Here is a 25,847-nt window from a genome sequence, read left to right on the forward strand (position 1 = left end):
AATAGATTATAAAATTTCATTCTAGTCAGGCATTGTCTTTGCAATGGTGTTAGTAATTATAAAAACTTAGTGGACTCAAGATGAAAAAAACAATTAACGCGCTTTCAATTTCGGCAATATTAACGCTTTCAGCAGGTCTTTCAACTTCTGCGTTTGCGGTTGACGGCTTGTCAGCAAATGCGGCGGCAGCAAGCAACTACTTATGGCGTGGCGTAACACAAACTACCAATGCAGCAGCCGTTTCAGGTGGCATTGATTATGAAGCCACTTCCGGCTTTTCAGCAGGCGCGTGGGCTTCAAATGCTGACTGGGCAGAAAACATGACCTACGAGCTTGATGTTTACGCGGCCTATGCAAATGAATTAGACAACGGGCTCGGCTACAGTGTTGGCTATATTTATTACAGCTACGACAGCGATGCCGACGCTGACTTTAGTGAAGTTAATTTTTCATTGTCGTATGACGCCTATTCCATTACTTACAACACTTTAGTCGATTCAGACGCTGACGGTGATTTTGGCGATGATAGCTACATTTCAGCTGATGCTGCTTTTGAAATTTCAGCAGGTTTAGAGCTGAGCTTACATGTTGGTAGTTATGATTTTTATGCTGGCGGTGATTATGTTGATTACGGCGTTAGTTTAAGTAAAAGCGGCTTTACCTTTGCCATTTCTGATACCGATATTGACGGTGCTGATGGCGATGTAAACTTTGTCGTTAGTTATAGCGTTGATTTAGACCTATAACGAATTAAACAAATAACACGGCGCGTGAATTCAAAATCGCTTCCAAACACACGCGCCATATTTAGCAATCCTAAAAACTAATTTAAGCCTTTAATTTTCACTTGTTGCTGTCGATGACTCAGTTGCTGACAAACTGTGACTAAATCAGCATGAATACCGCCGGCAGTAACATCACGCCCAGCCCCCGGGCCACGAATAATCAATGGATTTTCTTGATACCACTCGCTCTTAATTTGAAAAACATTATCGCACGGCGTTAATTGGCTAAAGGCATCATCATTGGCTAATTTTTCCAAACTAACCTTTGCACTTACTTTACCATTTTCGCTAACAAACCTTGCTACATAACGTATGCCACAAGCTTGCTCTTTTGCTGCACTTAAGCGCAATAAGAACAAATCATTTAATTCGTCAGTTCTTTGCAGAAACTCCGCTAGTGGAATATCGCGTAATTGCTCTGGCACTAAGCTCTGGCAATCAATATCTGCTAATGACAATTCAAAACCAGCCGCTCGCGCCAGAATAAGTAGCTTTCGCTGCACATCTCTGCCCGATAAATCTTCACGAGGATCAGGCTCAGTAATTCCCTGTTCAAGGGCGTTGGCTAACAATTCAGAAAACGGTGTTAGACCATCATAATACTGAAATAACCACGATAATGTGCCGGAGAAAATACCAGAAATTTCACTGATCACATCACCACTATTGATTAATTCCTCAATGCTTGAGTTTATCGGTAAACCTGCACCTACCGTGGTATTACCAAGCCAAAGGCTATTATTGGCTTTCGCCGTGTTTAATAACTGTTGATAGTTTTCAGTTGATGAAGAAGCCGCCCATTTATTCGCGCCAATCACATGAATACCTTGCGCAAAAAACTGTTGGTATAGCTGACTAAAGTCTTCACTTGGCGTAATATCAACTACCACTAGTTCATCATACGGATGATTAGTTAACCACTCGACAAGTTGCTCGCTTTCATAAGCTTTTGCCTGTTGCTGATAACTGGTAATAGCTTTAGTCACCTCTATGCCATCAGTATTAATCAATGCCTTACTCGAGCCAATTAACCCGACTAAGTGAACATTTTCTAACGTTGGCAAGCGCGCTAACTGCTTAGGTAGTATTTCTAAAAATCGCTGACCTATGTTACCTAACCCCGCAACAACTAAGGCGATATTCCTAGCATCTTTAGTCATATCTGCGTGGATATTATTCAGTAGTTCGCCAGTACAAAGCTCTGGTAATACAGCAATGTAACTGTGTTGATTTTCCGCATGAGCAAAGTGTAAAGTGCGATGATGGCGTAATGCTCGTTTAAACCGAGCGCGCATACCGCCTTGCTTTGCCACTTGATAACCAACAGCAGCAATAATAGCAACAGGTTTAAATGAAACCTCAGTATCGTGACTTGCCAACCATTGACTTAAGGCTTTTTGCTGTACTTGCGTGATCACCACATAACCTTCATCAAGGTTATAGCAAACCGGTGAAAATTCTTTAATCGCACGACTGCCCCACTCACCTTGCAGACTTACCGATTTTGCGAGGATCAAATCATTTAAATAAGTGACGGATAACTCTTGTTTGGCAATTTGGCCGAATTTTCCAATTTCACTACCACTGACTTCTGGTGCAAAACTACTAGCGACATGTAAATGGGTATTATGGCTGGTTAATGGGTGCAATGTTTTCGCATGTAATACCGGGTTACCTAAACGACCAAGTTCATTGGCCACGGCATTAGGCAGGCGATGTAATTTTCTCGCTTGTGGCACAACACGTGGGTCAGCGCTATAAATACCGTCAACATCAGTCCAAAGTGTAACGTTTCTCGCACCTGATAGTGCCGCCATTATCGTTGCTGAATAATCACTACCATTACGCCCTAAGGTACAAGCTTGCTGGTGCTGATTACGGGCAATATAGCCCGTCACAACTACTAATTGTTCCGGCTGCTGTAGGTTTGTGAAATTCTTTTCACTTACGACATAATCAATAGCACAACTTTTTTCATTTTCTAATAGTAAAAAATCTCTGGCGTCCAACATGTAACTTGGGCAAACACTTTCACTGAGTACTGCTGATAATAATCGAGCCGACCATACCTCCCCAAAGGCTAGAAAATCATTTTGATAACGCTCAGGATTCGCTGGTAAGTGTTGAGATATTTCTTCGATATCATCACTCAGTAAACTTTGTAGGCGCGCAGCACTACTGGCATTTAATAATGCTGCGATTAAATTTCCTTGGTTAACTTCTAGTTCGGTAATGGCATTTGATAATTGTTCTTCTAATACTGAAACTTTACTACTTTGACTAACTTGCTCAATATTAAGTTGCTTAACTTCATCAAGCTCAAAGGCAATTTGATAAATACTAAATAACGCATCCGTTGTGTCGCCATTAGCTGATACCACAATAATGTCATTGAGTTGACAATGTTGACGAATAATATCTACCACACGTTCAATACAGGCGGCAGTAGCTAAGCTACTACCACCAAATTTATGCACGTTGCAGGCTGTTTTTGCTAATTGGTTTTTTGACGGCGTAAGCTTTACCGCTACATTTGAATCTATCATTTTATTACCAAGGGTTATCTATCAAACAACTAAAATGTAAAACTACTTTTATTCAAATAATTAGCTGATTTCACGTTCACTAACAAATGCGTTAACAACGCTAAGTTCAACTGGCTGAATAAACTATTGTTGACTCGCCTCAAGTGCTTGAGACAGATCTGCCAAAATATCTTCAACATCTTCAATACCAACCGAAAGTCGCACCAATGACTGAGTAATGCCAGCTTCAAGTTGTGCTTCGATTTCCATACCGGCATGTGTCATGGTTGACGGGTGACTAATCAAGCTTTCAACGCCACCAAGCGATTGCGCAAGGGTAAACAATTTAACTCTATCGAACAGCACTTTCACTGCCTCAACGCCGCCTTTAATTTCAAAACTCATCATAGCGCCAAAGTTATATTGCTGCTTTTTCGCCAAAGTATGTTGAGGATGATCTTCCAACCCCGGAAAATACACTTGTGCTATCGCGCTGTGTTGCTGAAGAAACTTAGCCACAGCATCAGCATTTATTTGGTGTTGCTTCATGCGAATTGGTAGAGTTTTCAAACCTCGTAATGCTAAATAGCTGTCAAAAGCAGAGCCTGTAATACCAATACAGTTTGCCCACCAGGCTAATTCTTCACCTAGGCTTTGTTCTTTAGTCACTAAAACACCACCAACAACATCACTATGACCATTGATATATTTAGTGGTTGAATGGAAAACAATATCAGCCCCCAACAATAATGGTTGCTGTAAAACAGGTGATAAAAAGGTGTTATCAACAGCGACTAACGCACCAACTTGATGTGCTTGTTTCGCTATCGCGGCAATATCAACTAAACGTAATAATGGATTGCTCGGCGTTTCAACTAATACCAATTTAGGTTTTGTTGCTAGTGCTTGAGACAAAGCTTGTTGATCGTTTTGATCAACCACCACTAAGTTAAATTGCCCGCGCTTGGCTAAATGAGTAAATAATCGAAAACTGCCACCATAGCAATCATGAGGAATAACGATGGTGTCTTCAGTACTAAGTAATTGACAAATAAGGTGCACCGCTGACATACCAGTGCTGGTCACTATGCCTAAAGCCCCCTGCTCTAAATCAGCAATGGCTTGTGCAAAAGTGGCACGAGTTGGATTGCCTGTACGTGAATAATCAAACTGACGTTTTTCGTTGAACCCCTTTAACGCATAGGTACTAGAGAGGTGAAGCGCTGGCACAACAGCACCATGATGTTGGTCACTATTAATACCTGCTCGAACCGCGGTAGTAGCAATTTTTTTCTCACTCATGTGCTCTCCAGTATAGACGCTTGAATATTTAGATGTTTGGACGTCTACAAATCTAAACGGTTTAAATCCTCGGGTCAAGAACTTTAGACATCTAAGCTTCTACACATTCGTTATTGACTCACGCCTCACAACCAGTAAAATTAGCCGTCAAGAATAAACCTATAACTTACTGGCATACCAGAGAAGCAAGTTACAGGTTTATCACAATAATTTAAGTTTAGAGGAATATTCATGGCAGAGTGGAATGGCGAGTATATTAACCCTTACGCCGAACACGGGAAAAAGAGTGAACAAGTAAAAAAGATCACCGTGTCTATCCCTTTACGTGTGCTAAAAGTACTAACTGATGAAAGAACACGCCGTCAGGTAAATAACTTACGTCATGCAACTAACAGTGAACTATTATGTGAAGCTTTTTTACATGCCTTTACTGATCAGCCGTTGCCAGACGATGGTGACTTAGCAAAAGACAACACACAAAAACTTCCCGCAAGTGTTCGTAAAGCGTTAGAAGCAAAAGGTATCACCGACTTTAGTGAATACGAAACGGAAATAGAAGATTAAGCGGATGTAAAAATTCGAGAATAAAAAAGGCGCTTTAAGCGCCTTTTTTATTACAACTACACTACTTGTTATAGCTGTTTCATTTTTTTAAATGTATTAAAATATAGATAAATATCCCGATATTTATAAACATCTCGCCTTGATAATAAAGTGTTGATGGTGCATACGGTTACTTTTATCTTCGAGAATATTCAAAAAAAACACTTAACCCATTGATTCAAATTAAATACCAAGAATCAATCATCTTGAACTCAGGTTAAGTTATAAAATTAGTTATAGTTTCACTTTAAAATCGCATCTTTAAATCGGGCAGAGAGATTTTTTGAAGTCACTCACAATATTTAAAATCTACTAAATATTGTGAAAGTGAACCTGCAGCTATTGGCTTAGAAAAGTAATAACCTTGAATATCATCACACCCCAATGAAACTAAAATGTCGACTTCTTGCTTAAGTTCAACTCCTTCTGCCACTACAGATATGCCAAGCGCTTTTGCCATTGAAATAATAGCGGATACAAGCACTACATCGCCTTCGACTTTGGTCATTTCAGAAATAAAGCTGCGATCAATTTTTAACGTATCAATTGGAAACCTACGCAGATAACTCAAGGATGAATATCCGGTGCCAAAATCATCTAATGCAATCGGACAACCAGCAATTTTCAAAGTATTAAGCAACTTTATACATCGATCATTTTCAGGTGCAAGCACACTTTCAGTAAGTTCAAAGCAAACATTTTTAGGAGCAAGGTGATAACTATTTATCGTATCAAGCCACGAAGTATGGTCACCATCAGCAGAAAATTCATAAATTGAGCGGTTGATATTAAAAACAACATCAGTAAAGCCCATTTCATTAAGCCTCTTTAATTCGCTACAAGCTTTGTTTAGTACTAAATTGCCGATTTTTGATATTAGACCAAATTTTTCAGCTATAGGAATAAACTCTGCAGGAGAAATGTAATCACCGTTATGCTTCCATCGAGCAAGAACTTCAAACTTGTTAACTGATTTATTTTTCAGCGACACTATCGGTTGATATACGTTACTGAACTCATCATTTTCAATTGCTGATTCTAATGATAATTTAAATGCCTCTTCCATATTTGCTATATCGGACAATTCCTGACTGTAAAATTCGTAAGAATTACGCCCATTGTCTTTAGCGACAAACATAGCCTGCTCTGCTTTTTCAAATAATCCATGGGCATTTTGCGCATCTTCCTTAAAAAAAGCGATGCCAATACTCAAAGTTATTTTGATATTAATATCATCAATAATAAAAGGCTTCATAAAAGCACTATTAATACTATTTACTACATTGATAGCAGCCTTTTTATTCGTTAAACCATTAATAAAAATAGAGAAATTATCACCTGTAGTGCGTGATACAATGTCAGTATCTCTAACGAGCTCTTTTAGCCTATTAGCAACATAAATAAGAACTTTATCACCAAGATCATGGCTATACAGGCTATTGAATTTTTTGAATAAATCTATATTGATAACAAGAAGTGCGGCAGGTGAGTTGCTTTTTTCTAAACTTGTATATTGTACTATCGAGCGATCAATGAAGGTGAATAAACTTTTTTTATTCGCAGCCCGAGTTAAAGTATCATAAGAGTCGTGAAATTTTATTTTTTCTTTAGCAATATATTGCTCTGTTATATCAGTAAAAAACGCTGTGTAATGAGTAAGTTCATTATTTTTATCAACTACGGCGGTAATTGAAAGCCATTCTAAATATTCATGTCCATCTTTTCGTTTATTCCAGATTTCACCTTGCCAATGCCCTTTTGTATTAAGATCTAGCCACATAGTTTGATAAAACGCTTTGCTTTGCTTACCTGAACTTAGTGTTCTTGGTGTTTTTCCTTGTAAGTCAGCTTGGTCATAACCCGTCATTCGAGTAAATGATGGATTTATATAGGTAATTCGCTGATTTTTATCGCAGACTACAATCGCTTCATGAGCGTTTTCAATTATATTGTTAGTGAACTCTATTGCTTTAAGATAACTACATTTATGCAATTCTTTCTCTATCAAGCCAGAGAAAAGTAAAAAAAGTGTTTCCACTTCATGAACATCACTAATAGCATCTTCAAATAATGCGACTAAGATAGCGCTAATTTGCCCTTTGCTCGTTTTTAAAGGAATACCGACATAGCCGTCAATCTTCATGTTTACGAGTAATTCATCATCTGGATATAGATTTTGAACATTACAGCTATAGGTGCAAATTGACTCACTAACAACTTCGGCACAAGGCGTTGATTTAAGCGGATAGGTGAAGTTATCGACCAAACACCCTTTATTAGCTACCGCAAGGGAGGTTGCGTTGGTTTTGGTATCATTAATAGTCGCTATAAAAACAAAGTCGGCATTAATTGCCCGGCTCAGTGATAAACAAATTTCATCAAAGAAATTATCATTATTAATATTTGATATGCTTTTTATAATAGCTTTTATTCTATGCTCGTTCATAAGTCCTTATTTAGGCATACTTTCCATAGAGAACACGGCATTCATAGCAACAATTAAAACATTAACAGATAAATCAATAGCTTATTTAAATTTCAACTTTATTTACAATACTACAAACGTTTGAAGTAAAGCATAGCACTTTTGATGACCGACAAACAATCACCTCAAGATGATCTTAGTCAAAAGTATAGGAAAGAGTAATACTACAGCATATCCCATGGGCTATCTTGTAGTATTAGTGAGCTGGAGCAAGTCCCATTTAGTACCGTATAAATCTTTAAATACCACCACAGTGCCATATTCTTCTACTCGTGGTTCTTCAGCAAACTCAACACCGTGCGCTTTCATGTGCTCATAGTCGCGCCAAAAGTCATTGGTTTGTAGGAATAAAAAAACTCGTCCACCCGCTTGATTGCCAATAGATTTGTTCTGCTCTTCGTTGCTTGCTTTTGCTAGCAACAAGTTAGTACCGTTTGAGTTAGGTGGGGATAATTGCACCCAACGTTTTCCGCCACCTAAGTCAGTGTCTTCAATAAGCAGGAAATTTAACTTTTGGGTATAGAATTCGATTGCGTCATCATAACTTTCAACAACTAAGGCAATATTTGAAATGTTTTGTTCGATAAGGTTTGTCATGCTAATTTCATTTTTACTTCTGGCTAGGCAATAAGGTTATTTTACTGCATTTTGAGCTAAACAATAAGTAAGATTTTTTCACCTGTATGAAGACTACCAAACAAGGAGTGACTACTTGATTACAGGGCTTTACGTCAATTTTATTTAAAAAAAAGGCGTCCCATCGACGCCCCGGTTAAATAACCTAACCTACACACCAAACTAATTTGAAAAAAACTTCGTCTTCGTTACTGCTTTCACATCAGACATATCACTAACACTCACTTGTAATGACACTTCACTGACACGCTCTTTAATTTCATCAGGTGTCATAGTTAAGTGCACTGGCACACTAGCAATTTCACCGGCTTTAATTAAGATATTCTTATCGGCACTTAAACTGACATTACTATTAAGTACGCTAACGTTAAAGTGACGGTCTAGCTGAGATTTATTAGTTACTTTTAACAAGTAGCTATTCGTTACGTTGTCGTCGAAATCAACTTGGAATAAGGTGCCGCGATCACGTAATACAGAGAATTCGATCGGTACTCGCACCTGAATGGTATAGGCCATAAAAATCATCGCTAATATCGATAATATGCCGTAGCCAATAATTTTTGGTCGTAGTAACTTAGCTTTTTTGCCTAGTAAGGCATTTTCACTGGTGTAACTGATTAAACCTTTAGCATAATTAAATTGCGTCATGGTTTGATCACAAGCATCAGCACACGCACCACAGTTAATGCACTCATATTGCAGACCATTTCGAATATCAATACCTACCGGACAGACTTCAACACAAAGATTACAGTCTACACAGTCACCCAGACCAAGCTCTTTTGGGTTATCTTTACGTTTACGACGACCGCGATTTTCACCCCGTACTTTATCATACGCGATCAAGAGGGTATTTTTGTCGAACATTGCCGATTGAAAGCGCGAATATGGGCACATATAAATACACATTTTCTCACGTAGCCAGCCGGCATTTCCATAGGTACAAATAGCAAAGAACAATACCCAAAATGTTGTTAGTCCTGTCCAATTAAGGGCAATTAAGTCGAGGTAAAGTTCATGCGTTGGCAGGAAGTAACTCATGAAAGTTGTTGCAGTTAAAAATGACATCAAACCCCAAACAATATGCTTGGCAGATTTACGTACAATGTTATCTAAAGTTTTTGGCTGCGTGTCACGCTTAATACGCTGATTTCGACTACCTTCCAACCATTCTTCAACCCAGATAAAACTAAAGGTCCAAACGGTTTGTGGGCATACATAACCACACCAAATTCGTCCCAACCAAGTGGTAACAAAAAACAATAAATAACAACTGACAATCAACAAGCCTGCCAATAAAGTAAAATCTTGCGGGAAGAAGGTTTCTGAAAAGATATGAAATTGCTGCTTACCGATATCAAACAATACCGCTTGATTGCCTTGATAGCTTATCCACGGCAATAATATAAACACCATGACAAAAACAAAACCCGTAAGCTGACGGATACGTTGATAGCGCCCTTTTTGCTTACGAACATAGACGGGGGATTCAGATTTGTATGGCTTGATGATCAAATCTTCAGCTTTATAATCAAACTTCATGGTTTACTACTAATACTTACAACAGGATACCCGCTAATAGCAATTTACGAACCAAGTGCAACTATAAATACAAGTCATTGTTTTAAATTAAAAAATATATTTATGCGGAATGTTGATCACACACAAAAAGCACGATATAGCGTGGTTTAGCGATATATCGTGGAAATAAGAGATTTTATAGAGAGGGAAAATCTAGTTCGGTCTAACAATTTTGAGTTTTTTCATACGCGAACGTAAGGTACTTTCTGGTAAACCTAATTGCTTTGCAGCACCTAATTCGCCACCAATGCGCCATTTACAGGCTTTAAGTACGTTAGTAATATGCTTGTGTTCTGCTTGCGCCAAAGTTTCGTATTCAATTGCTTCTGGCGGCTTTGCTGAACTTTTAAAATTGAAATTTAATATCGATGATTTACTTAATATCATTTCCCGTTCAAGTAAGTTTTGTAACTCTCGAATATTACCCGGCCATTGGTACTGCATTAACTTAGTTAGGCTCTTGTTGCTTATGGCTCTAATGCTTTTGCCTAACTTTTTATTTAACGTAGCAATTATAGCTTGCGAGAGTAGTGGAATATCTTCTTGGCGATCTCGCAATGGCGGCACAGTAACCGGAAATACATTAAGTCGATAAAATAAATCTATTCTAAACTCTCCTTTCGCGACCATCGTTGACAAGTTTCTATTGGTAGCAGCAATAATGCGAATATCAACTGCAAGTGTTTCGCTGCCACCAACACGCTCAAACTCTTGCTCTTGCAGTACTCGAAGCAACTTTCCTTGTGCCTCCATGGTTAATTCACCAATTTCATCAAGAAACAATGTACCACCATTAGCTAACTCGAAACGGCCTTTTCGGCGTTCGGTAGCACCTGTAAATGCTCCTTTCTCATGACCAAATAGCTCAGATTCAAGCAAGCTTGGCGTAAATGCGGCACAGTTTACTTTTACCATAGTTGAGTTTTTACGCTGGCTTAAGGCATGAATATTACGTGCAACTAGCTCTTTACCTGTGCCGTTCTCGCCTAGAATTAATACCGTACTATCAGTTTGTGCAACAAGCTCTACTTGCGAGAGCATTTTAGTCACCACCTTACTTTTACCAACTAGCCCTGCCGACGACCATTCTTGTGCTAGCTCATTCTGTAAATAGGTATTTTCTGCTTTGAGTTGCTCAGTAAGTAATTGTACATTTTCTAATGCACCACGTAGCGCTAATTCAACTTGCTGCTGTTGACTAACGTCTCGAAATACCGCAACAACACCGATGATTTCACTATGCTTAAAAACCGCTTTTGTGGTGTACTCAACCGGGAAACTACTACCATCTTTACGCCAGAAAACTTCACCACTTACCTGCCGAGAAACACCATCAAGAACAGTATTGAAGATTTTACAGTCACAAGCAGGGTAAGGCTCACCATTGGTATAGCTATGATGGTGAAACTGATGAATACTTTTCCCTAGTAATTCCGCCGCCGACCAACCCGTCATTGCCTCTGCCGCCGGATTAATGAAAATAGCACGCCCTTGTGAATCTAAGCCATAAATCCCTTCACCTACAGCGTTAAGTAATAACTCTGAATCAGCAAGATAAGCTTTTATTTCTTTATTCATTTAAGTTCTCATCGATAAATTAAAGGCTTGAAAACATCAGCCACGATATTTCGAGGGCATTATCACTGATATTTACAAAATATAATAGCCCCCCCATAATTCTGTTGTTTATGAAAACAAAAAAGGAAGCATTATGCTTCCTTTTTTATATAACCTTATCAAGACTACTTAGCCAGCATAGTTGTCTGGCATCTCTAATGCTGCAACCCCTGAATCAACAGCAGCCTGCGCAACGGCAATAGCAACCGCAGAGCGTAAGCGTGAGTCCATAGGTTTTGGAATGATATAATTCTTACCAAAAACTAAACTTGCACTACCACTTGCCGCTAGTACTTCTGCTGGCACTTCTTCTTTAGCTAAAGCACGAATAGCATGCACTGCAGCAATTTTCATTTCATCGTTGATAGTGCGTGCGCGCACATCTAAAGCACCTCGAAAAATAAACGGAAAACAAAGCACATTATTCACTTGGTTCGGGTAATCAGAACGACCCGTAGCGATGATAAGGTCGTCCCGAGTTGCTATGGCAAGTTCAGGCTTGATTTCTGGATCTGGGTTCGAGCAAGCAAATATAACTGGGTTCGAGGCCATTAATTTAACGTGATCAGGCGATAGTACATTAGGCCCAGATACACCAACAAAAACATCTGCACCATCAATAGCTTCTTCTAAGGTACGTTTATCGGTATTATTAGCAAAAAGTTTCTTATATTCATTTAAATCATCACGACGCGTATGAATAATACCCTTGGTGTCGAGCATATAGATTTTTTCACGTTGTGCGCCACATTTAATTAAAAGTTCCATACAAGCGATTGCAGCAGCACCCGCCCCCATACATACTATATTGGCATGGCGAAGAATTTTACCTTGTATTTCTAAGGCGTTAATCATCCCTGCAGCAGTAACAATAGCAGTACCGTGTTGGTCATCATGGAATACTGGTACTTTGCAACGTTCAATCAGCGCCTTTTCAATAGCAAAACACTCTGGTGCTTTAATATCTTCTAAATTAATACCACCAAAACTGTCAGCAATATTAGCTACGGTATTAACAAAGTCTTCAACTGTTTTGTGCTTAACTTCAATATCAAAAGAGTTAATACCCGCAAAACGCTTAAATAATAATGCTTTACCTTCCATTACAGGTTTAGAAGCCATTGGCCCCAAATTACCTAAACCTAAAATAGCTGTACCGTTAGTAATAACAGCAACAGTATTGCCTTTACCTGTATACTTATAGACATCATCAGGATTTTCTGCAATGGCACGAACAGGCTCCGCAACACCAGGGCTATAGGCGAGTGAGAGATCTAAGCTGGTTTCCGCAGGTGTCGTTAATTCAACACTGATTTTACCTGGAGTTGGGTATGCGTGATAATCAAGGGCCTGCTGGCGAAAATCTGTCATGTCTATTCCTAGTTTGTTAGGCTAATGCGTAAGTTAAGTCATTATTATTGTCGTTTAAGCACAATTCATGAAATCTATATTCATTATTGCTATTTTGTATACTATGGCATTGAGCTTGGTTATTTCAAGCCCTTTTATATATATTAATTCGCTACAAGCTATAAATAATATAGCGTTATCATTTTGATATTTCACATAACTTAGCTGAATATTCAGCATATAGCGCTAAGTATTCATATAAAAATAGGACTTACACCTATTGATATAACGTTAGCTCCATAACTTAAATTTAAAACCTATACTCTATATTCATAATTCGCGATTTTTCCATCATTTCATCGCAAACTTCAGAAGTTTAACACTGTTCAGTAAAATTCTCGGAAACTGGTATACCTGTTATAGAGAAACTTTGAATATAGTAACCTGCCTCCTGATGAGTTAACTAGCTTGAGCTAACGTATGGTTCAATGTGGGTAAATACACATCTTTAGATATAAAAAAACCACCTAAAAGGTGGTTTCTTAAAATTGATTAAACTGTGAAAATTTAATTATTCGTCAAATGGATTAACTAAAATCATAGTTTCGTTACGGTCTGGACCAGTAGAAATAATATCAACAGGTACGCCGGTAACTTCTTCAATGCGCTTAATGTAAGCAATTGCATTTGCTGGTAAAGCATCTACAGATGTAGCACCAACAGTTGTTTCGCTCCAACCTGGCATTGATTCGTATACTGGGGTAATTTTTTCGTAACCTTCAGCGGCTGTTGGCGGTACAGTGATAACTTCGCCTTCTGCTGTTTTATAACCAGTACAGATTTTTAATGTTTCTAAACCGTCTAATACGTCAAGTTTAGTTAAACAAAACCCGCTAATACTATTTACTTGTACAGCGCGGTGCATAGCAACAGCATCAAACCAACCACAACGACGTTCACGACCGGTTGTAGCGCCAAATTCATGACCTACAGTGCCTAGGTGATTACCAACTTCGTCATCTAATTCAGTTGGGAAAGGACCTGAGCCAACACGTGTTGTGTACGCTTTAGTAATACCTAAAACGTAGTCCAAGTAACGCGGGCCAAAACCACTACCTGTAGCAACGCCACCAACAGTTGTATTTGACGAAGTTACATATGGATATGTACCGTGGTCGATATCAAGTAATGTACCTTGAGCACCTTCAAACATGATAGATTCGCCCGCTTTACGCGCTTGATCTAACATTTCTGAAATGTCTGCAACCATGCTCTTAATAACGTCAGCAACAGCCATTGCATCACGAAGTACTTCTTCGTAGCTAACTGGTTCTACTTTGTAGTAAGTAGTTAATACGAAGTTATGGTATTCCATAATTTCTTTTAATTTCGCGGCAAAAGATTCTGCGCAAAATAAATCACCAACACGTAAACCACGACGAGCAGCTTTATCTTCGTAAGCTGGACCAATACCACGACCTGTAGTACCGATGGCTTTGCTGCCACGAGCTTTTTCACGAGCTGCATCTAAGGCATTGTGGTAAGGAAGAATTAACGGACATGCATCACTAATTAAAAGACGCTCACGTACAGGTACGCCGCGTTCTTCTAACATAGCCATTTCTGTCATAAGTGCTTTAGGACAAAGAACTACACCGTTACCGATTAAGCATTTTACGTTATCACGTAATACGCCTGATGGAATAAGATGTAATACGGTTTTTTCACCGTTAATGACTAGCGTATGACCTGCATTGTGGCCACCTTGATAGCGCACTACATATTTGGCTTTATCAGTAAGTAAGTCGACGACTTTACCTTTACCTTCGTCACCCCATTGGGTGCCTAGAACTACGACGTTTTTACCCATGTTCACATATTGGTAAGAAAATTAGGCGGGGATTCTATCAAATATCGATATTTTGTCCAAGCAATAATTGTTGATTTTTAACTCGAAAATAAAAAAGCTAAGGACTAGGGTAAGTTAGCAATAAACTAATTTATCAGCCACAGCAGCACAAAACCAACGAGCACTAAGAAAATTCCAATTTGTCGAATAGAACCAATCGACTCTTTTGCTAGTTTAAGTACATAAGCACGCCATTTATTCGGGAATAAAGCCGGAATAAGTCCTTCAATAATTAACGCAATGGCAATTGCCATCAATAGTGTCGTCGTCATAAACGTTCCTTAGCAGCTATTTAGGCAGATATGTTGACATGAATTAAAACTATCACCAAATGCCATTTGTATTAACGATATCTTTAAGCATATTTTTCTGAACATTGACATGTAGGGATACATTAATATCACGATGCCATAGAAGGCAAAGAACGACCATGTGACCGCGCTATACTGCACATCGACGTGCACGGATGCACTAATGCCTCGAAACACAGGATGTATGAGAGAGGGCTAAACATATACGCTCTTTCACATCGACAAGTAAAGATACATTAATGTCGTGAGCCATGTTCTTACATGGATGTAAGTCATTAGGGTAATGCAGGAGCAATTACCGAGAAGGCAAAGAACGACTATGTGATCACGCTATACTGCACATCGACGTGCACGGATGCACTAATGCCTCGAAATACAGGATGTATGAGAGAGGTCTGTACATAAAAAAGCCATGACAAATGCCATGGCTTTTATAACGATTCTTAAAAGATATTACTTATCTTTCTTGCCGTTTTTCAAATAGTTGAAGAAGTCACTATCAGGCTTCACAACTAAGATATCATTCTTAGAGCTAAAGCTTGTTTCATAGGCTTCTAAACTACGGAAGAAATCAAAGAATTCGGCATCTTGTCCGTATGAATCAGCATAAACTTTTGCTGCTAAGGCATCGCCTTCACCACGAATTTCCTGTGCTTCCTTTTGTGCTGTTGCTAACATTACTGTTACTTTTGCGTCAATAGTTGCACGAATGATTTCTGATTGCTCTTGACCTTGAGAGCGATGCTCTTTAGCCACGGCAGTACGTTCAGCACGCATACGCTCGTATATCGAGTTACTAACCTCAGTAGGTAAGTTAATAGCCTTAATACGGACATCAATTACTTCAATACCTAAGTCTTCACGGCTACTTGCTGCACTTTCTAGTGCTTTTGCCATGATGTCATCACGGTCACCCGATACGATTTCCTTAATGGTACGAGTACCAAACTCAGTACGTAGGCCGTTGTTAACTTTTTGCTTTAATAGCGCGCGAGCATTATCAATTGAACCCGACGTACGCAAATAGTAAGTAGAGAAATTAACGATGCGCCATTTAACAAATGAATCGACCATTAAATCTTTCTTTTCAGACGTTACAAAACGATCAGGCGCTTCATCTAAGGTTTGAATGCGTGCATCAAGTTTACGTACCGTGTTAATAAACGGAAATTTGAAATGTAGACCTGGATCATACACTTTCATATCGCCGCTATCGCCGTCACGTTTAATTTTTGAAAATTCAAACACGATACCGCGCTGACCTTCAAAAACAATAAAAACGGATGAAATAGTTAAAACAAATAGTAAAGCAATTATTGCCAGTATAAAATTTTTCATGGCTTAATTTCTCCCACTATTGAAGCGATCATTTCGACCTGATAACGCTGGCGCAGTGTTAGTGCTATTCGTTGAGTTTACACTCGGTAATGACTGTTGAATAACACGTTGGCCTGTAGATTGTTGTTGCATAATCTTATCTAACGGTAGGTACATCATGTTATTACCACCATCAACATCAACCATCACTTTACTGGTATTACTGTAAACCTTTTCCATCGTTGTTAAATACATACGTTGGCGAGTAACTTCAGGTGCGGCTTGATATTCAGGTAACAGTTTATTAAAACGTGCAACTTCACCTTCGGCATCTAATAAAACCTGTGCTTTATAAGCTAATGCTTCTTGCTCTAAACGTTTAACTCGACCACGGGCACGAGGTTCGATGCCTCTAGCATAGGCTTCTGCTTCACGTAAAAATCTAACTTCATCTTCCTGTGCAGCAATAGCATCATCAAAAGCATCTTTTACTTCTTCAGGAGGACGAGCATCTTTAAAGTTAACATCAACAATGATCAAACCTAAGTTATATGGCTCGATAATTTTATCTAGCTCTTTCCAAACGGCTTGACGAACTTCTTCACGACCACTGGTTAAAATGTCATCCATTTTCGAATGACCAATAACATAGCGAAGCGCACTATCAAGCGACTGGCTTAAACTGTCATCAGCGTTAGTGACACTGAATATATAGTTACGAGCGTCAACCACACGATATTGAATTTGCATTTCTACACGCACTACGTTTTCGTCTTGCGTTAGCATAAAGCCAGCAGATGGCAAGTCACGAGTTGTTTGCATATCAACTGGGATAACACGCTCAACAAACGACCACTTCCAACGCAAACCTGGCTCTACTAAACCAGCATACTGACCAAAGCGTAATACAATGCCTTTTTCAGCCTCTTTGATGGTGTAGAAACCTGTAAAGGCATAAACTAGAATGGCAACAATTAACAACACCATAATGCCAACACTAGAAAGACTATTCCCAGAATTACCGCCAGATTTTTTTCCGCCAAAAATACCGCCAAACTTGTTGCCAATATCTTTTAGTAAATCATCTAAGTCAGGTGGACCTTGATTTTTGCCACCTTTATTTTTCCAGGGATCTTTTTCGTTATTCCCCGGTTCATTCCAAGCCATGCTACTCTCCGCTATAAAAAATTAATGCGTAACTAATATATTCGCAATAAAACAATAGATTTGGTCTAATATATCAGTCTGTTAAGTTTGAATAAAGTGCTCTATCTCTACTTCGTCTTGTTTCAGTAACCGATTCCACTCTCGAAGCGGTAATTTTATGTTCACTAAACAATTGCCTTGTTCGTCATAACTCTCATCAAGAATACAATTTAATTCATAAAGCTGACCACGAAATTTACCCGCACTTGGCGGCAAACACAGCTGATGCTGAACTATTTGCTTGCCTAAACGTTCAGCCAGCGCAATAAATAACAGTTCAATACCAATACCTTGTTGTGCAGACAACCAGACACGAATTGGCATTCCAAGCTCATCACGATCAATTCTTGGCTCAACGTCATCCAAGCAATCTATTTTGTTACAAATTAATAGTTGAGGAACATCGCCTGCTTCAATTTCTTTTAAAACTTCTTCTACTTGCTCAATATTTTCGCTACGTCGCTCATCAGAAATATCGATAACATGTAAAAGCAATTCTGCTTCACGAGTTTCGGTCAGTGTTGCTTTAAACGCAGCAACTAAGTCATGAGGAAGGTGACGAATAAAACCAACCGTATCAGCCAATATAACTCGACCAACATCTTCTACTTCAATTTTACGTAAAGTAGGGTCTAAGGTAGCAAATAGCTGGTCAGCAGCATAAACATCTGCTCGAGTTATATGGTTAAATAATGTTGATTTACCCGCATTGGTATAACCCACTAAAGAGATGGTTGGAATTTCAGCGCGAGTTCTTGCCCGTCGGCCTTGTTGCCTTTGCTTTTCAACTTTACCTAAACGCTTACGGATATTAACCATACGTTCATGCAGTAAACGCCGATCAGTTTCTAATTGGGTTTCACCCGGGCCACGCAAACCGATACCGCCTTTTTGGCGCTCTAGATGCGTCCAGCCTCGGATCAAGCGCGTACTCATATGACGTAATTGCGCTAACTCTACTTGCAATTTACCTTCATGAGTTCGGGCGCGCTGAGCAAATATATCGAGAATCAATGTTGTGCGGTCAATGACTCGACACTCACACAAAGCTTCAATATTTTTTTCTTGCGAGGGCGCCAAACTGTGATTAAACAGTACAACGTTCGCATCATACATCCGTACAGCTTCAGCAACTTCTTGTGCCTTTCCTGTACCGACGAAATATTTTGGATGTGGTGTATTACGTTTACCTGTTACAGTATTTAACGCATTCACTCCCGCAGAGCTGACAAGCATTTCAAATTCTTGCAGATCTTCACGAGTGTTATCATCAGGGAAATCTAAATGGACAAGTATCGCCTGCTCACCTGCTTGATACCGATCAAACAAATGAGCGACTCCATACAATACTAGCTTTTTCCATTAATCTTCTGCATCCTGATTATAATCTGGTTGGTTAGATTGTGGAGCTGGCATAGTAGTCACTGCGCGAGCTGGAACAACCGTAGAAATGGCATGTTTATAAACCATTTGGCTAACGGTATTTTTAAGTAAAATTACAAATTGATCAAATGACTCTACTTGTCCTTGTAGTTTAATGCCATTGACTAAGTAAATTGCTACAGGAATACGATCACGACGTAACGCATTCAAAAATGGGTCTTGTAAAGATTGCCCCTTTGCCATTATTTGGCCCCTTTTTGTTATTTTTAGTAAAAGTTAACTATCAAAATGTTTTATTGTATTAATCCAAAAATTATTCAATAAAACTAGCTGCTTAATGCACAACTATTTTAATTATACATCAATGTTTAAAGTTTGCTTACTGCTGATAAAATAACTTGTAAATTATTTTCATCTTCCATATGCAACCAGTGTAAATCTTTCCAACTTCGTAACCAAGTTAATTGTCGTTTCGCCAATTGACGAGTCGCACAAATACCTTTAAAAACCATTTCATCATGATCACATTCATCTTGTAAATGTTGCCACATTTGACGATATCCTACACAACGAATCGCTGGCAAATCATGATGTAAATCATCTCTTGCTTTTAAAGCAACAACTTCTTGTTTAAAGTTTTGCTCAATCATTTGATTAAAACGTAACTCTATTCGCGCATGCAGGTCACTACGTTCTTTTGGCGCTATCGCAAACTGTAAAACATTTCCGCTGACTTTATCACCTTTTATTTCGGTTAATTGTGTCAAAGTATTACCTGTTTTTCGATACACTTCTATCGCTCGCGCTAGCCGCTGCGGGTCATTAGGATGAATACGTTCTGCCGAAATGGGGTCAAAACTGGCTAATTGCTCATGCATTGCCAGCCAACCTTTTTGTTTAGCTTCTATTTCAATTGCTTTGCGTATTTCAACATCGGCTTCTGGCAAAGGTGAAATACCTTCAATCAAACTCTTAAAATACATCATAGTGCCGCCGACTAATAAAGGAATGCGTCCTTTAGCTCGGCTAATCGCAATAGCTTTTAGTGCATCCTGACAAAAGTCAGCAGCGGAATAACTTTCCGTCGGATCACGAATATCAATTAATTGATGTGGATATCTAGCTAACTCTTCAGCTGTTGGTTTAGCAGTACCAATATCCATGCCTTTAAATACTAACGCTGAATCTACACTAATAATATCGCACGGTAACGCATCGAAAAGTGCCATCGCAAGTGCAGTTTTTCCTGATGCTGTTGGTCCCATTAAACAAATAACGGGAGGCTGCTGTAATTCAGCATTTAGTTGGCATGCAACGTCAGTCATTATTATTTAGTATTTATGCTAGTTGGCTTATAGATGATGTAAGGTCTATAGCAACAGAATTCAAGCGCAGTTGCTGTTCAAACTGATAATTAAACTGTTTTTTTGCTTTTCGCCATATTTGTAAAGCCTGCTCTTGACTCATTTCTTCTTGCACCATTAGCTCAGCTAATGCCATCTGCCACTCAATTTCTGAATGTACTTCATTGTCGGTTTCAGCTTGTAACTGCTTAATTAATCGATTAAAAGTATGAGTCACATCTTGGTTTCTTAACAAAGCAGGAAATTGACGAATTTGTAGGGTGGTTTTATTTAGCCGACGAATTTCCATACCAACATGCTGAAATTGTTCGGTATTAATTTCGACAAAGTCAGCAGCTTTTTCACCAACAGTAATTTTTATTGGCAACAATAATGGCTGACAAATTAACTTTTCATGCCAACGCTGCTTCACGGTTTGTAATTTTATTAGTAAATCAATTTTCTTGACTGATAGCAGCCGTAATTCCTGCTGTTGCTCAAAGACTAAGTAGTGCGGCTCAAGCCAGTGTAAAATTTTTACTTCTTCATCGCTCACTAATTGGTTGTCCGGTACTGGATTAACCGCTACTACCGCATCCGATATGACAGGGTTTTCTCGTGCTTGTTCAGTGTCTACCAGCGGTGTCATTAAATCGCTATAAGCTTTGCTCGCTTGTTCACTCACTTTCGATGTATATGAATGTGTGGCCGCCGGTGAATATTGTCTTGTCGAGTGTTGCCTTATCGAACTCTGCTCAGAACTAACAGAGTCTGAAGGTGAAACTTGAGGCTCCGACCGTGTATACGCTTGGACTGCTGATGATTCACTGCTTGCTCGTGTTTCTGTCCGCAGCGGCGTAACAAAACTGGTATCGACACTGCTAGCTGTACTTGGATGGAAAGCGTTGTTATTCGCAGGGATTATCTCACCGGTGCTATCATCAATGGCTAGCTCTGGTTCGCGTGCGGAAATTAATGCCTGATGACAAACAGAATAAATAAAGTCATGAACATAACGCCCTTGATGAAACCTAACTTCATGTTTTGCAGGATGCACATTAACATCGACTTCACGAAAATCGAGCTTTAAAAACAGGACAAATGCAGGGTAACTGTCATTAGGTAATAATTCAGCATATGCCTGGCGAATAGCATGATTAATCAATTTATCGCGCATCATGCGGCCATTAACATAGCTATAAGTTAAATCATTTTGACTACGATAGAAGCTTGGTTGCGCTATCCAACCATGAATATGAAAGCCATCATGCTGGCAATCGACTTCTAATGCATTATCAATAAATTTTTGACTACATATTTGTGCAACACGTTTACTACGCTGTGCAGCAGAATTAGCGATGCGAAATTGTTTAATCACTTTATGATTGTGCGTTAAAACAAAAGCGACATCAAAACGAGCCAGTGCGATGCGCTTAATCACTTCTTCAATATGACCAAATTCAGTTTTTTCAGTACGTAAAAACTTACGTCTTGCAGGGGTGTTAAAAAATAAATCAATAACGTCAATCGTAGTGCCATCAGGATGTGCAGCCGGATTTACTGCCACTGCCATATCACGGCCTTCAGCATTTGCTTGCCATGCTGATGTTTGTGCTTGTGGCTTTGAAGTTAATGTTAATCGAGAAACTGAGCTGATACTGGCTAACGCCTCACCACGAAAACCTAAGCTGCTAATAGCTTCTAGATCATCAAGATCTTTAATTTTACTAGTGGCATGGCGACTTAATGCTAACCCCAACTCGTCTTTTGCAATGCCTTTACCGTTATCAACAATGCGTATGCGCTTAGCACCGCCTTTTTCGATATCTATTCGAATACTCGTTGCGCCAGCATCTAGACTGTTCTCTACTAGTTCTTTGACAACAGATGATGGACGTTCAACCACTTCGCCTGCAGCGATTTGGTTGGCAAGACGAGCGGGTAATATTGCAATGGTCATGTTTGAATTAATCTGCCTGAGGAATTTTTAATGTTTGACCAATCCTAACAACATTCGATTTCAAGTTGTTGGCCGATTTAAGCTTTCGTACTGAAACTTTATAGCGTTGAGCGACCACTGAGAGTGATTCTCCTCGACTGACTTTATGCTCACGCACTCGACTCGCTGCAAGCAAACTACCGTCAGGCGGATTACGAGAAAAATAATGATCCACTGCAGTATAAATAGCTTTAGCTAATTTTTGCTGGTGCGCTGAATTATTTAAGCGCTTTTCTTCTTGTGGGTTGGAAATAAAACCTGTTTCAATCAATACCGAAGGAATATCCGAAGACTTTAATACTGCTAAACTCAAACGTTCAGGCTTTTTCTTATGCAATTTGGTGACTTTCTTTAACTGTTTAACTACATGCTTAGCAAAGTCATAACTACTCGCCATAGTATATTCTTTTTTCATATCAGCTAAGGCAATGGCTAAGTTATCATCTTTGGTTTTCTTAATAGTTTCGCCAGCACCGCCTAATAGTTCTGAATTTTTCTCTCGATTTTGAATCCAGTGGGTAAATTCAGTATCGGCACGACGCGTCGCTTGCAACCATACTGATGCACCATTAGGTTTAGAAGAAGTAAAAGCATCAGCATGAATAGAAATTAATAAGTCTGCTTTTGCTTTTCTTGCCAACACAGTTTTTCGATTATGATTCACATAATAGTCGCCGCTGCGGATCATCACAGCTTTTAAACCTGGCTTTTTATTAATTAATTTCTCAAGCTTTTGTGCAATTTTTAAGGTTATCTTTTTCTCATATGTTCCAGCCGTACCAATAGAGCCAGGATCTTCACCACCATGCCCGGCAACAATTGCAATAACAATATCGCGCTTACCTCTACTATTGTCATGCTTAGCAATCGTTTTATTCTGCTTGTCATAAAGATCAATAACAAGGCGATTACCATACTGCCCAGCCGGCGCTAAACGGAAAACTGATACACGATAGCTGTCAGCCATTTCTAACACTAAACGGGTCGTGTCTTTCTTCTTTGAAGTGCTAGAGCGAATCTTTTTAACTCGCCTATCCGCTTTAATGGCCGACATTAATGGCGCTAGGTTTTTACTATTTTTAAAGTCAATTACCAAACGATGAGGTGATTTTAAAGAAAAGTATTTGAAGTCTGGCTTTTGACTAAGGTCAAAAACCACACGAGTACTGTCAGGTGCGGGCCATACACGCACACTTTTGATATCATTAATGGCGCTGGCGCTGGCTACTAAGCAAAGCCAAAACACTACAACACTTACCATATTCTGTGCGACTTTCTTAAAACGCATTCAGTTTTAACCCTCTATCAATAACGCCGTGAATTCGGTTATTTTTCTCACTATTATTTTTTAATACTAAAAAGCTTATACCGAAATTTGTTTACTGAATCTCACATTTTATAGTAACTCTAGGATATTACTAGCTTATGAAATCAAAGCTAGTAATAGCTTCTGACCCAACACGGTATCTGCATGCACAGTCATAGTGCGTTGTTCATCACTATATGCCAAATCAATCACCATATCAGGTACGGCAATCATACCTGTGCCTTTTTCAGGCCATTCAATAAAGCTACAGCTACGCTCATTAAAGTAATCTCTAATGCCCATGTACTCTAGCTCTTCTGGATCGGCTAAACGGTATAAATCAAAATGGTAAACCTGCCACTCCGCTAAATCATAGGGTTCAACTAAAGTATAAGTTGGGCTTTTAACGTTGCCAACATGCCCCATTCCTTGAACAAAGCCACGGGTTAACGTGGTCTTTCCTGCGCCAAGATCGCCATTAAGGTAAACAGTAATACCTTGTTGTAACTCCGATTTTACAAGATCAGCGATGCGTTTACCCATAGCAATTGTTGCTAGTTCGTCAGCTAAAATAAAGCTTTGTTTTGTCACAAAATTAGTCATGTTTTCATTTTATACTTTTGTTTATCATTCTAAAATATTATATCGGCCAATCCACTAATACGTTTCAGCATTAATTAACCGTTGAATTTCAGGGTAAAGGTCACTAGCAAGTATACCAATTTGTCCTTGCTTTTTGGCAATAATATCAGCTGCACGACCATGAATATAGACACCAAGACGAGCAGCTTGGTATAAATTAGCGGTTTGTAAAATTAAGCCTCCGATAATTCCGCTTAAAACATCTCCCATACCACCACTGGCCATACCTGAATTCCCTGTCGTATTTATCCAAATTGATTGCCCGTCCGACACTAAAGTCCCTGCGCCTTTTAGCACACAGATGCCACCATAACGCTGCGCTATTTCTTTAACAGCATCAAAACGATCAGCTTCAATATCTGCAATAGTACAAGCCAATAGCATTGCCGCTTCTCCTGGATGTGGCGTTAGCACCCATGTCTCCTGTTTTCTCGGTTTTTGTGCTAGAAAATATAAGGCATCAGCATCAACCACTTTTGGCTGAGGGAAATCAATCGCCAAATCAAATAAAGCATTTGACCAGCTATCTCGCCCTAAACCGGGACCAATAACAATAGCTTTTACTTTGGCTAAAAAGGCTGCGTCGGCTAACTCTTTAGCATTACTTACAGCCACCATTAATTCTGGTCGGCGAGATAGTAAAATATTTCGCGATTGCTGATGACAACAAACACTCACTAACGCCGCGCCTGTGCGCAATGCGGCTTCTGATGCTAAGCATATTGCGCCAGTAAAGTCATGATGACCACCAATGGTTAGCAACATACCAATACTGCCTTTATGGCTAGCTGTCTGACGCTTGGGCAAGTTAGGTAATTGAGAATTAGCTAAGCGAAAACATTGTGTAGAGGAAAATTGTGCAAAGGTTGCATTAACTTCTAATGTTTCTAAGTGCAGCTCACCAACATAATTCGCGGACTGCCCAGTCAGTAAGCCCTGTTTATAAGCAATTAAGGTAATGGTTAAGTCGGCTTTAACTGCAATTGGCGTTGCAATACCTAAGTCAGCATTTAAGCCAGACGGCACATCAACTGACACTCTTAGACAGCTTTTGTTATTTATATTTGAAAAAAGCTTAGTTAAGGCTGGTGATAATTGTCCTTGTAAACCAATACCAAATAAACAATCAAGAATTAGGTCTCCACTAAAACTTTTTACTGTATCACTGACCTCTGAGGCTTGTGCAGTAAATGTTATAGATACGGGACATTGCTCTAGCTGGTTCAGAGCCTGAAGAGCGTCACCTTTAACCTGTTGCCTCGCTGCATTGACAACCACAGTCACATTCATGCCAGCTTGATGCGCCAATCTAGCAACAATGTAGCCATCACCGCCGTTATTACCTTTACCTGATAACACCAATATTCGACGTACCGATGGATAGTATTGTCGAATATTATTAAACACCGCAGCACCAGCGCGCTCCATTAATTGAAATAAATTAATCCCAATAGCTTGCGCTGCATCAGCTTCATACTGCTGCAGTTGATTAACCTTATAGACTTGATGTGTTAAACTCGTCGACATTGTTTTCCCACCTTACCGCT

At 39.2% G+C, this 25,847-nt stretch carries 20 protein-coding genes; 2 read left to right on the forward strand and 18 right to left on the reverse strand.

What is annotated here, in order from left to right; genetic code table 11:
- The first annotated feature begins 80 nt into the window (after positions 1-80).
- Positions 81-746 (forward strand): TorF family putative porin, encoded by a 666-nt coding sequence (locus tag B7C41_RS17935; RefSeq protein ID WP_085300356.1) that lies wholly within the window; start codon positions 81-83, stop codon positions 744-746.
- A 77-nt stretch (positions 747-823) separates the two neighbouring features.
- Here the strand turns inward: B7C41_RS17935 and metL are convergent, their stop codons facing one another.
- Complete coding sequence (gene metL, locus B7C41_RS17940; protein ID WP_085300357.1) at positions 824-3,331, reverse strand: bifunctional aspartate kinase/homoserine dehydrogenase II; 2,508 nt, start codon at positions 3,329-3,331, stop codon at positions 824-826.
- Positions 3,332-3,454: 123 nt separating this feature from the next.
- The gene (gene metB / locus B7C41_RS17945) at positions 3,455-4,612 is read right to left on the reverse strand and encodes a cystathionine gamma-synthase (RefSeq protein WP_085300358.1); all 1,158 of its coding nucleotides are present in this window, start codon (positions 4,610-4,612) and stop codon (positions 3,455-3,457) included.
- A 231-nt stretch (positions 4,613-4,843) separates the two neighbouring features.
- On the opposite strand from metB, the gene metJ reads away from it, so the two are divergent.
- Positions 4,844-5,176, forward strand: coding sequence for a met regulon transcriptional regulator MetJ (gene metJ / locus B7C41_RS17950; RefSeq protein WP_085300359.1), 333 nt, complete (start codon positions 4,844-4,846; stop codon positions 5,174-5,176).
- Positions 5,177-5,504: 328 nt separating this feature from the next.
- On the opposite strand, the gene B7C41_RS17955 is transcribed toward metJ, so the two are convergent.
- The 16 genes from B7C41_RS17955 to B7C41_RS18030 form a co-directional block, all read right to left on the reverse strand.
- Entirely contained in the window at positions 5,505-7,661 is a 2,157-nt protein-coding gene (locus B7C41_RS17955; RefSeq protein ID WP_085300360.1) for a putative bifunctional diguanylate cyclase/phosphodiesterase, read from the reverse strand.
- A gap of 222 nt (positions 7,662-7,883) precedes the next feature.
- Positions 7,884-8,297, reverse strand: a complete 414-nt coding sequence (locus B7C41_RS17960; protein WP_085300361.1) for a VOC family protein — start codon at positions 8,295-8,297, stop codon at positions 7,884-7,886.
- A 201-nt stretch (positions 8,298-8,498) separates the two neighbouring features.
- Entirely contained in the window at positions 8,499-9,878 is a 1,380-nt protein-coding gene (gene ccoG, locus B7C41_RS17965) for a cytochrome c oxidase accessory protein CcoG (RefSeq protein WP_085300362.1), read from the reverse strand.
- Positions 9,879-10,070: 192 nt separating this feature from the next.
- The gene (locus tag B7C41_RS17970; RefSeq protein WP_085300363.1) at positions 10,071-11,495 is read right to left on the reverse strand and encodes a sigma-54 interaction domain-containing protein; all 1,425 of its coding nucleotides are present in this window, start codon (positions 11,493-11,495) and stop codon (positions 10,071-10,073) included.
- Positions 11,496-11,663: 168 nt separating this feature from the next.
- Complete coding sequence (locus B7C41_RS17975) at positions 11,664-12,905, reverse strand: malic enzyme-like NAD(P)-binding protein (protein WP_085300364.1); 1,242 nt, start codon at positions 12,903-12,905, stop codon at positions 11,664-11,666.
- A gap of 550 nt (positions 12,906-13,455) precedes the next feature.
- Complete coding sequence (locus tag B7C41_RS17980; protein WP_085300365.1) at positions 13,456-14,754, reverse strand: adenylosuccinate synthase; 1,299 nt, start codon at positions 14,752-14,754, stop codon at positions 13,456-13,458.
- Between the two features lie 125 nt (positions 14,755-14,879).
- Positions 14,880-15,065: a DUF2065 domain-containing protein gene (locus tag B7C41_RS17985; protein ID WP_085300366.1), complete on the reverse strand. Its 186-nt coding sequence runs from the start codon at positions 15,063-15,065 to the stop codon at positions 14,880-14,882.
- Between the two features lie 492 nt (positions 15,066-15,557).
- Entirely contained in the window at positions 15,558-16,442 is an 885-nt protein-coding gene (gene hflC / locus B7C41_RS17990; protein ID WP_085300367.1) for a protease modulator HflC, read from the reverse strand.
- Between the two features lie 3 nt (positions 16,443-16,445).
- A complete protein-coding gene (gene hflK / locus B7C41_RS17995) occupies positions 16,446-17,588 on the reverse strand; it encodes an FtsH protease activity modulator HflK (RefSeq protein WP_085300368.1) in 1,143 nt (380 codons plus the stop codon).
- Between the two features lie 81 nt (positions 17,589-17,669).
- Positions 17,670-18,956: a ribosome rescue GTPase HflX gene (gene hflX / locus B7C41_RS18000; protein ID WP_085300369.1), complete on the reverse strand. Its 1,287-nt coding sequence runs from the start codon at positions 18,954-18,956 to the stop codon at positions 17,670-17,672.
- Between the two features lie 33 nt (positions 18,957-18,989).
- Positions 18,990-19,253 carry an RNA chaperone Hfq gene (hfq, locus tag B7C41_RS18005; protein ID WP_085300370.1) on the reverse strand — a complete coding sequence of 88 codons (264 nt, stop codon included), beginning with the start codon at positions 19,251-19,253 and terminating at the stop codon, positions 18,990-18,992.
- Between the two features lie 125 nt (positions 19,254-19,378).
- On the reverse strand, positions 19,379-20,335 hold the full coding sequence (miaA, locus tag B7C41_RS18010; RefSeq protein WP_085300371.1) for a tRNA (adenosine(37)-N6)-dimethylallyltransferase MiaA: 957 nt from the start codon (positions 20,333-20,335) through the stop codon (positions 19,379-19,381).
- A gap of 13 nt (positions 20,336-20,348) precedes the next feature.
- On the reverse strand, positions 20,349-22,313 hold the full coding sequence (mutL, locus tag B7C41_RS18015; protein ID WP_085300372.1) for a DNA mismatch repair endonuclease MutL: 1,965 nt from the start codon (positions 22,311-22,313) through the stop codon (positions 20,349-20,351).
- Positions 22,314-22,320: 7 nt separating this feature from the next.
- The gene (locus B7C41_RS18020) at positions 22,321-23,640 is read right to left on the reverse strand and encodes an N-acetylmuramoyl-L-alanine amidase (protein WP_085300373.1); all 1,320 of its coding nucleotides are present in this window, start codon (positions 23,638-23,640) and stop codon (positions 22,321-22,323) included.
- A gap of 135 nt (positions 23,641-23,775) precedes the next feature.
- On the reverse strand, positions 23,776-24,261 hold the full coding sequence (tsaE, locus tag B7C41_RS18025; protein ID WP_143764467.1) for a tRNA (adenosine(37)-N6)-threonylcarbamoyltransferase complex ATPase subunit type 1 TsaE: 486 nt from the start codon (positions 24,259-24,261) through the stop codon (positions 23,776-23,778).
- Positions 24,262-24,315: 54 nt separating this feature from the next.
- On the reverse strand, positions 24,316-25,827 hold the full coding sequence (locus tag B7C41_RS18030) for an NAD(P)H-hydrate dehydratase (protein WP_085300374.1): 1,512 nt from the start codon (positions 25,825-25,827) through the stop codon (positions 24,316-24,318).
- Between the last annotated feature and the right edge of the window lie 20 nt (positions 25,828-25,847).

The organism is Cognaticolwellia mytili, from assembly GCF_002104475.1.
Lineage (GTDB): Bacteria > Pseudomonadota > Gammaproteobacteria > Enterobacterales > Alteromonadaceae > Cognaticolwellia > Cognaticolwellia mytili.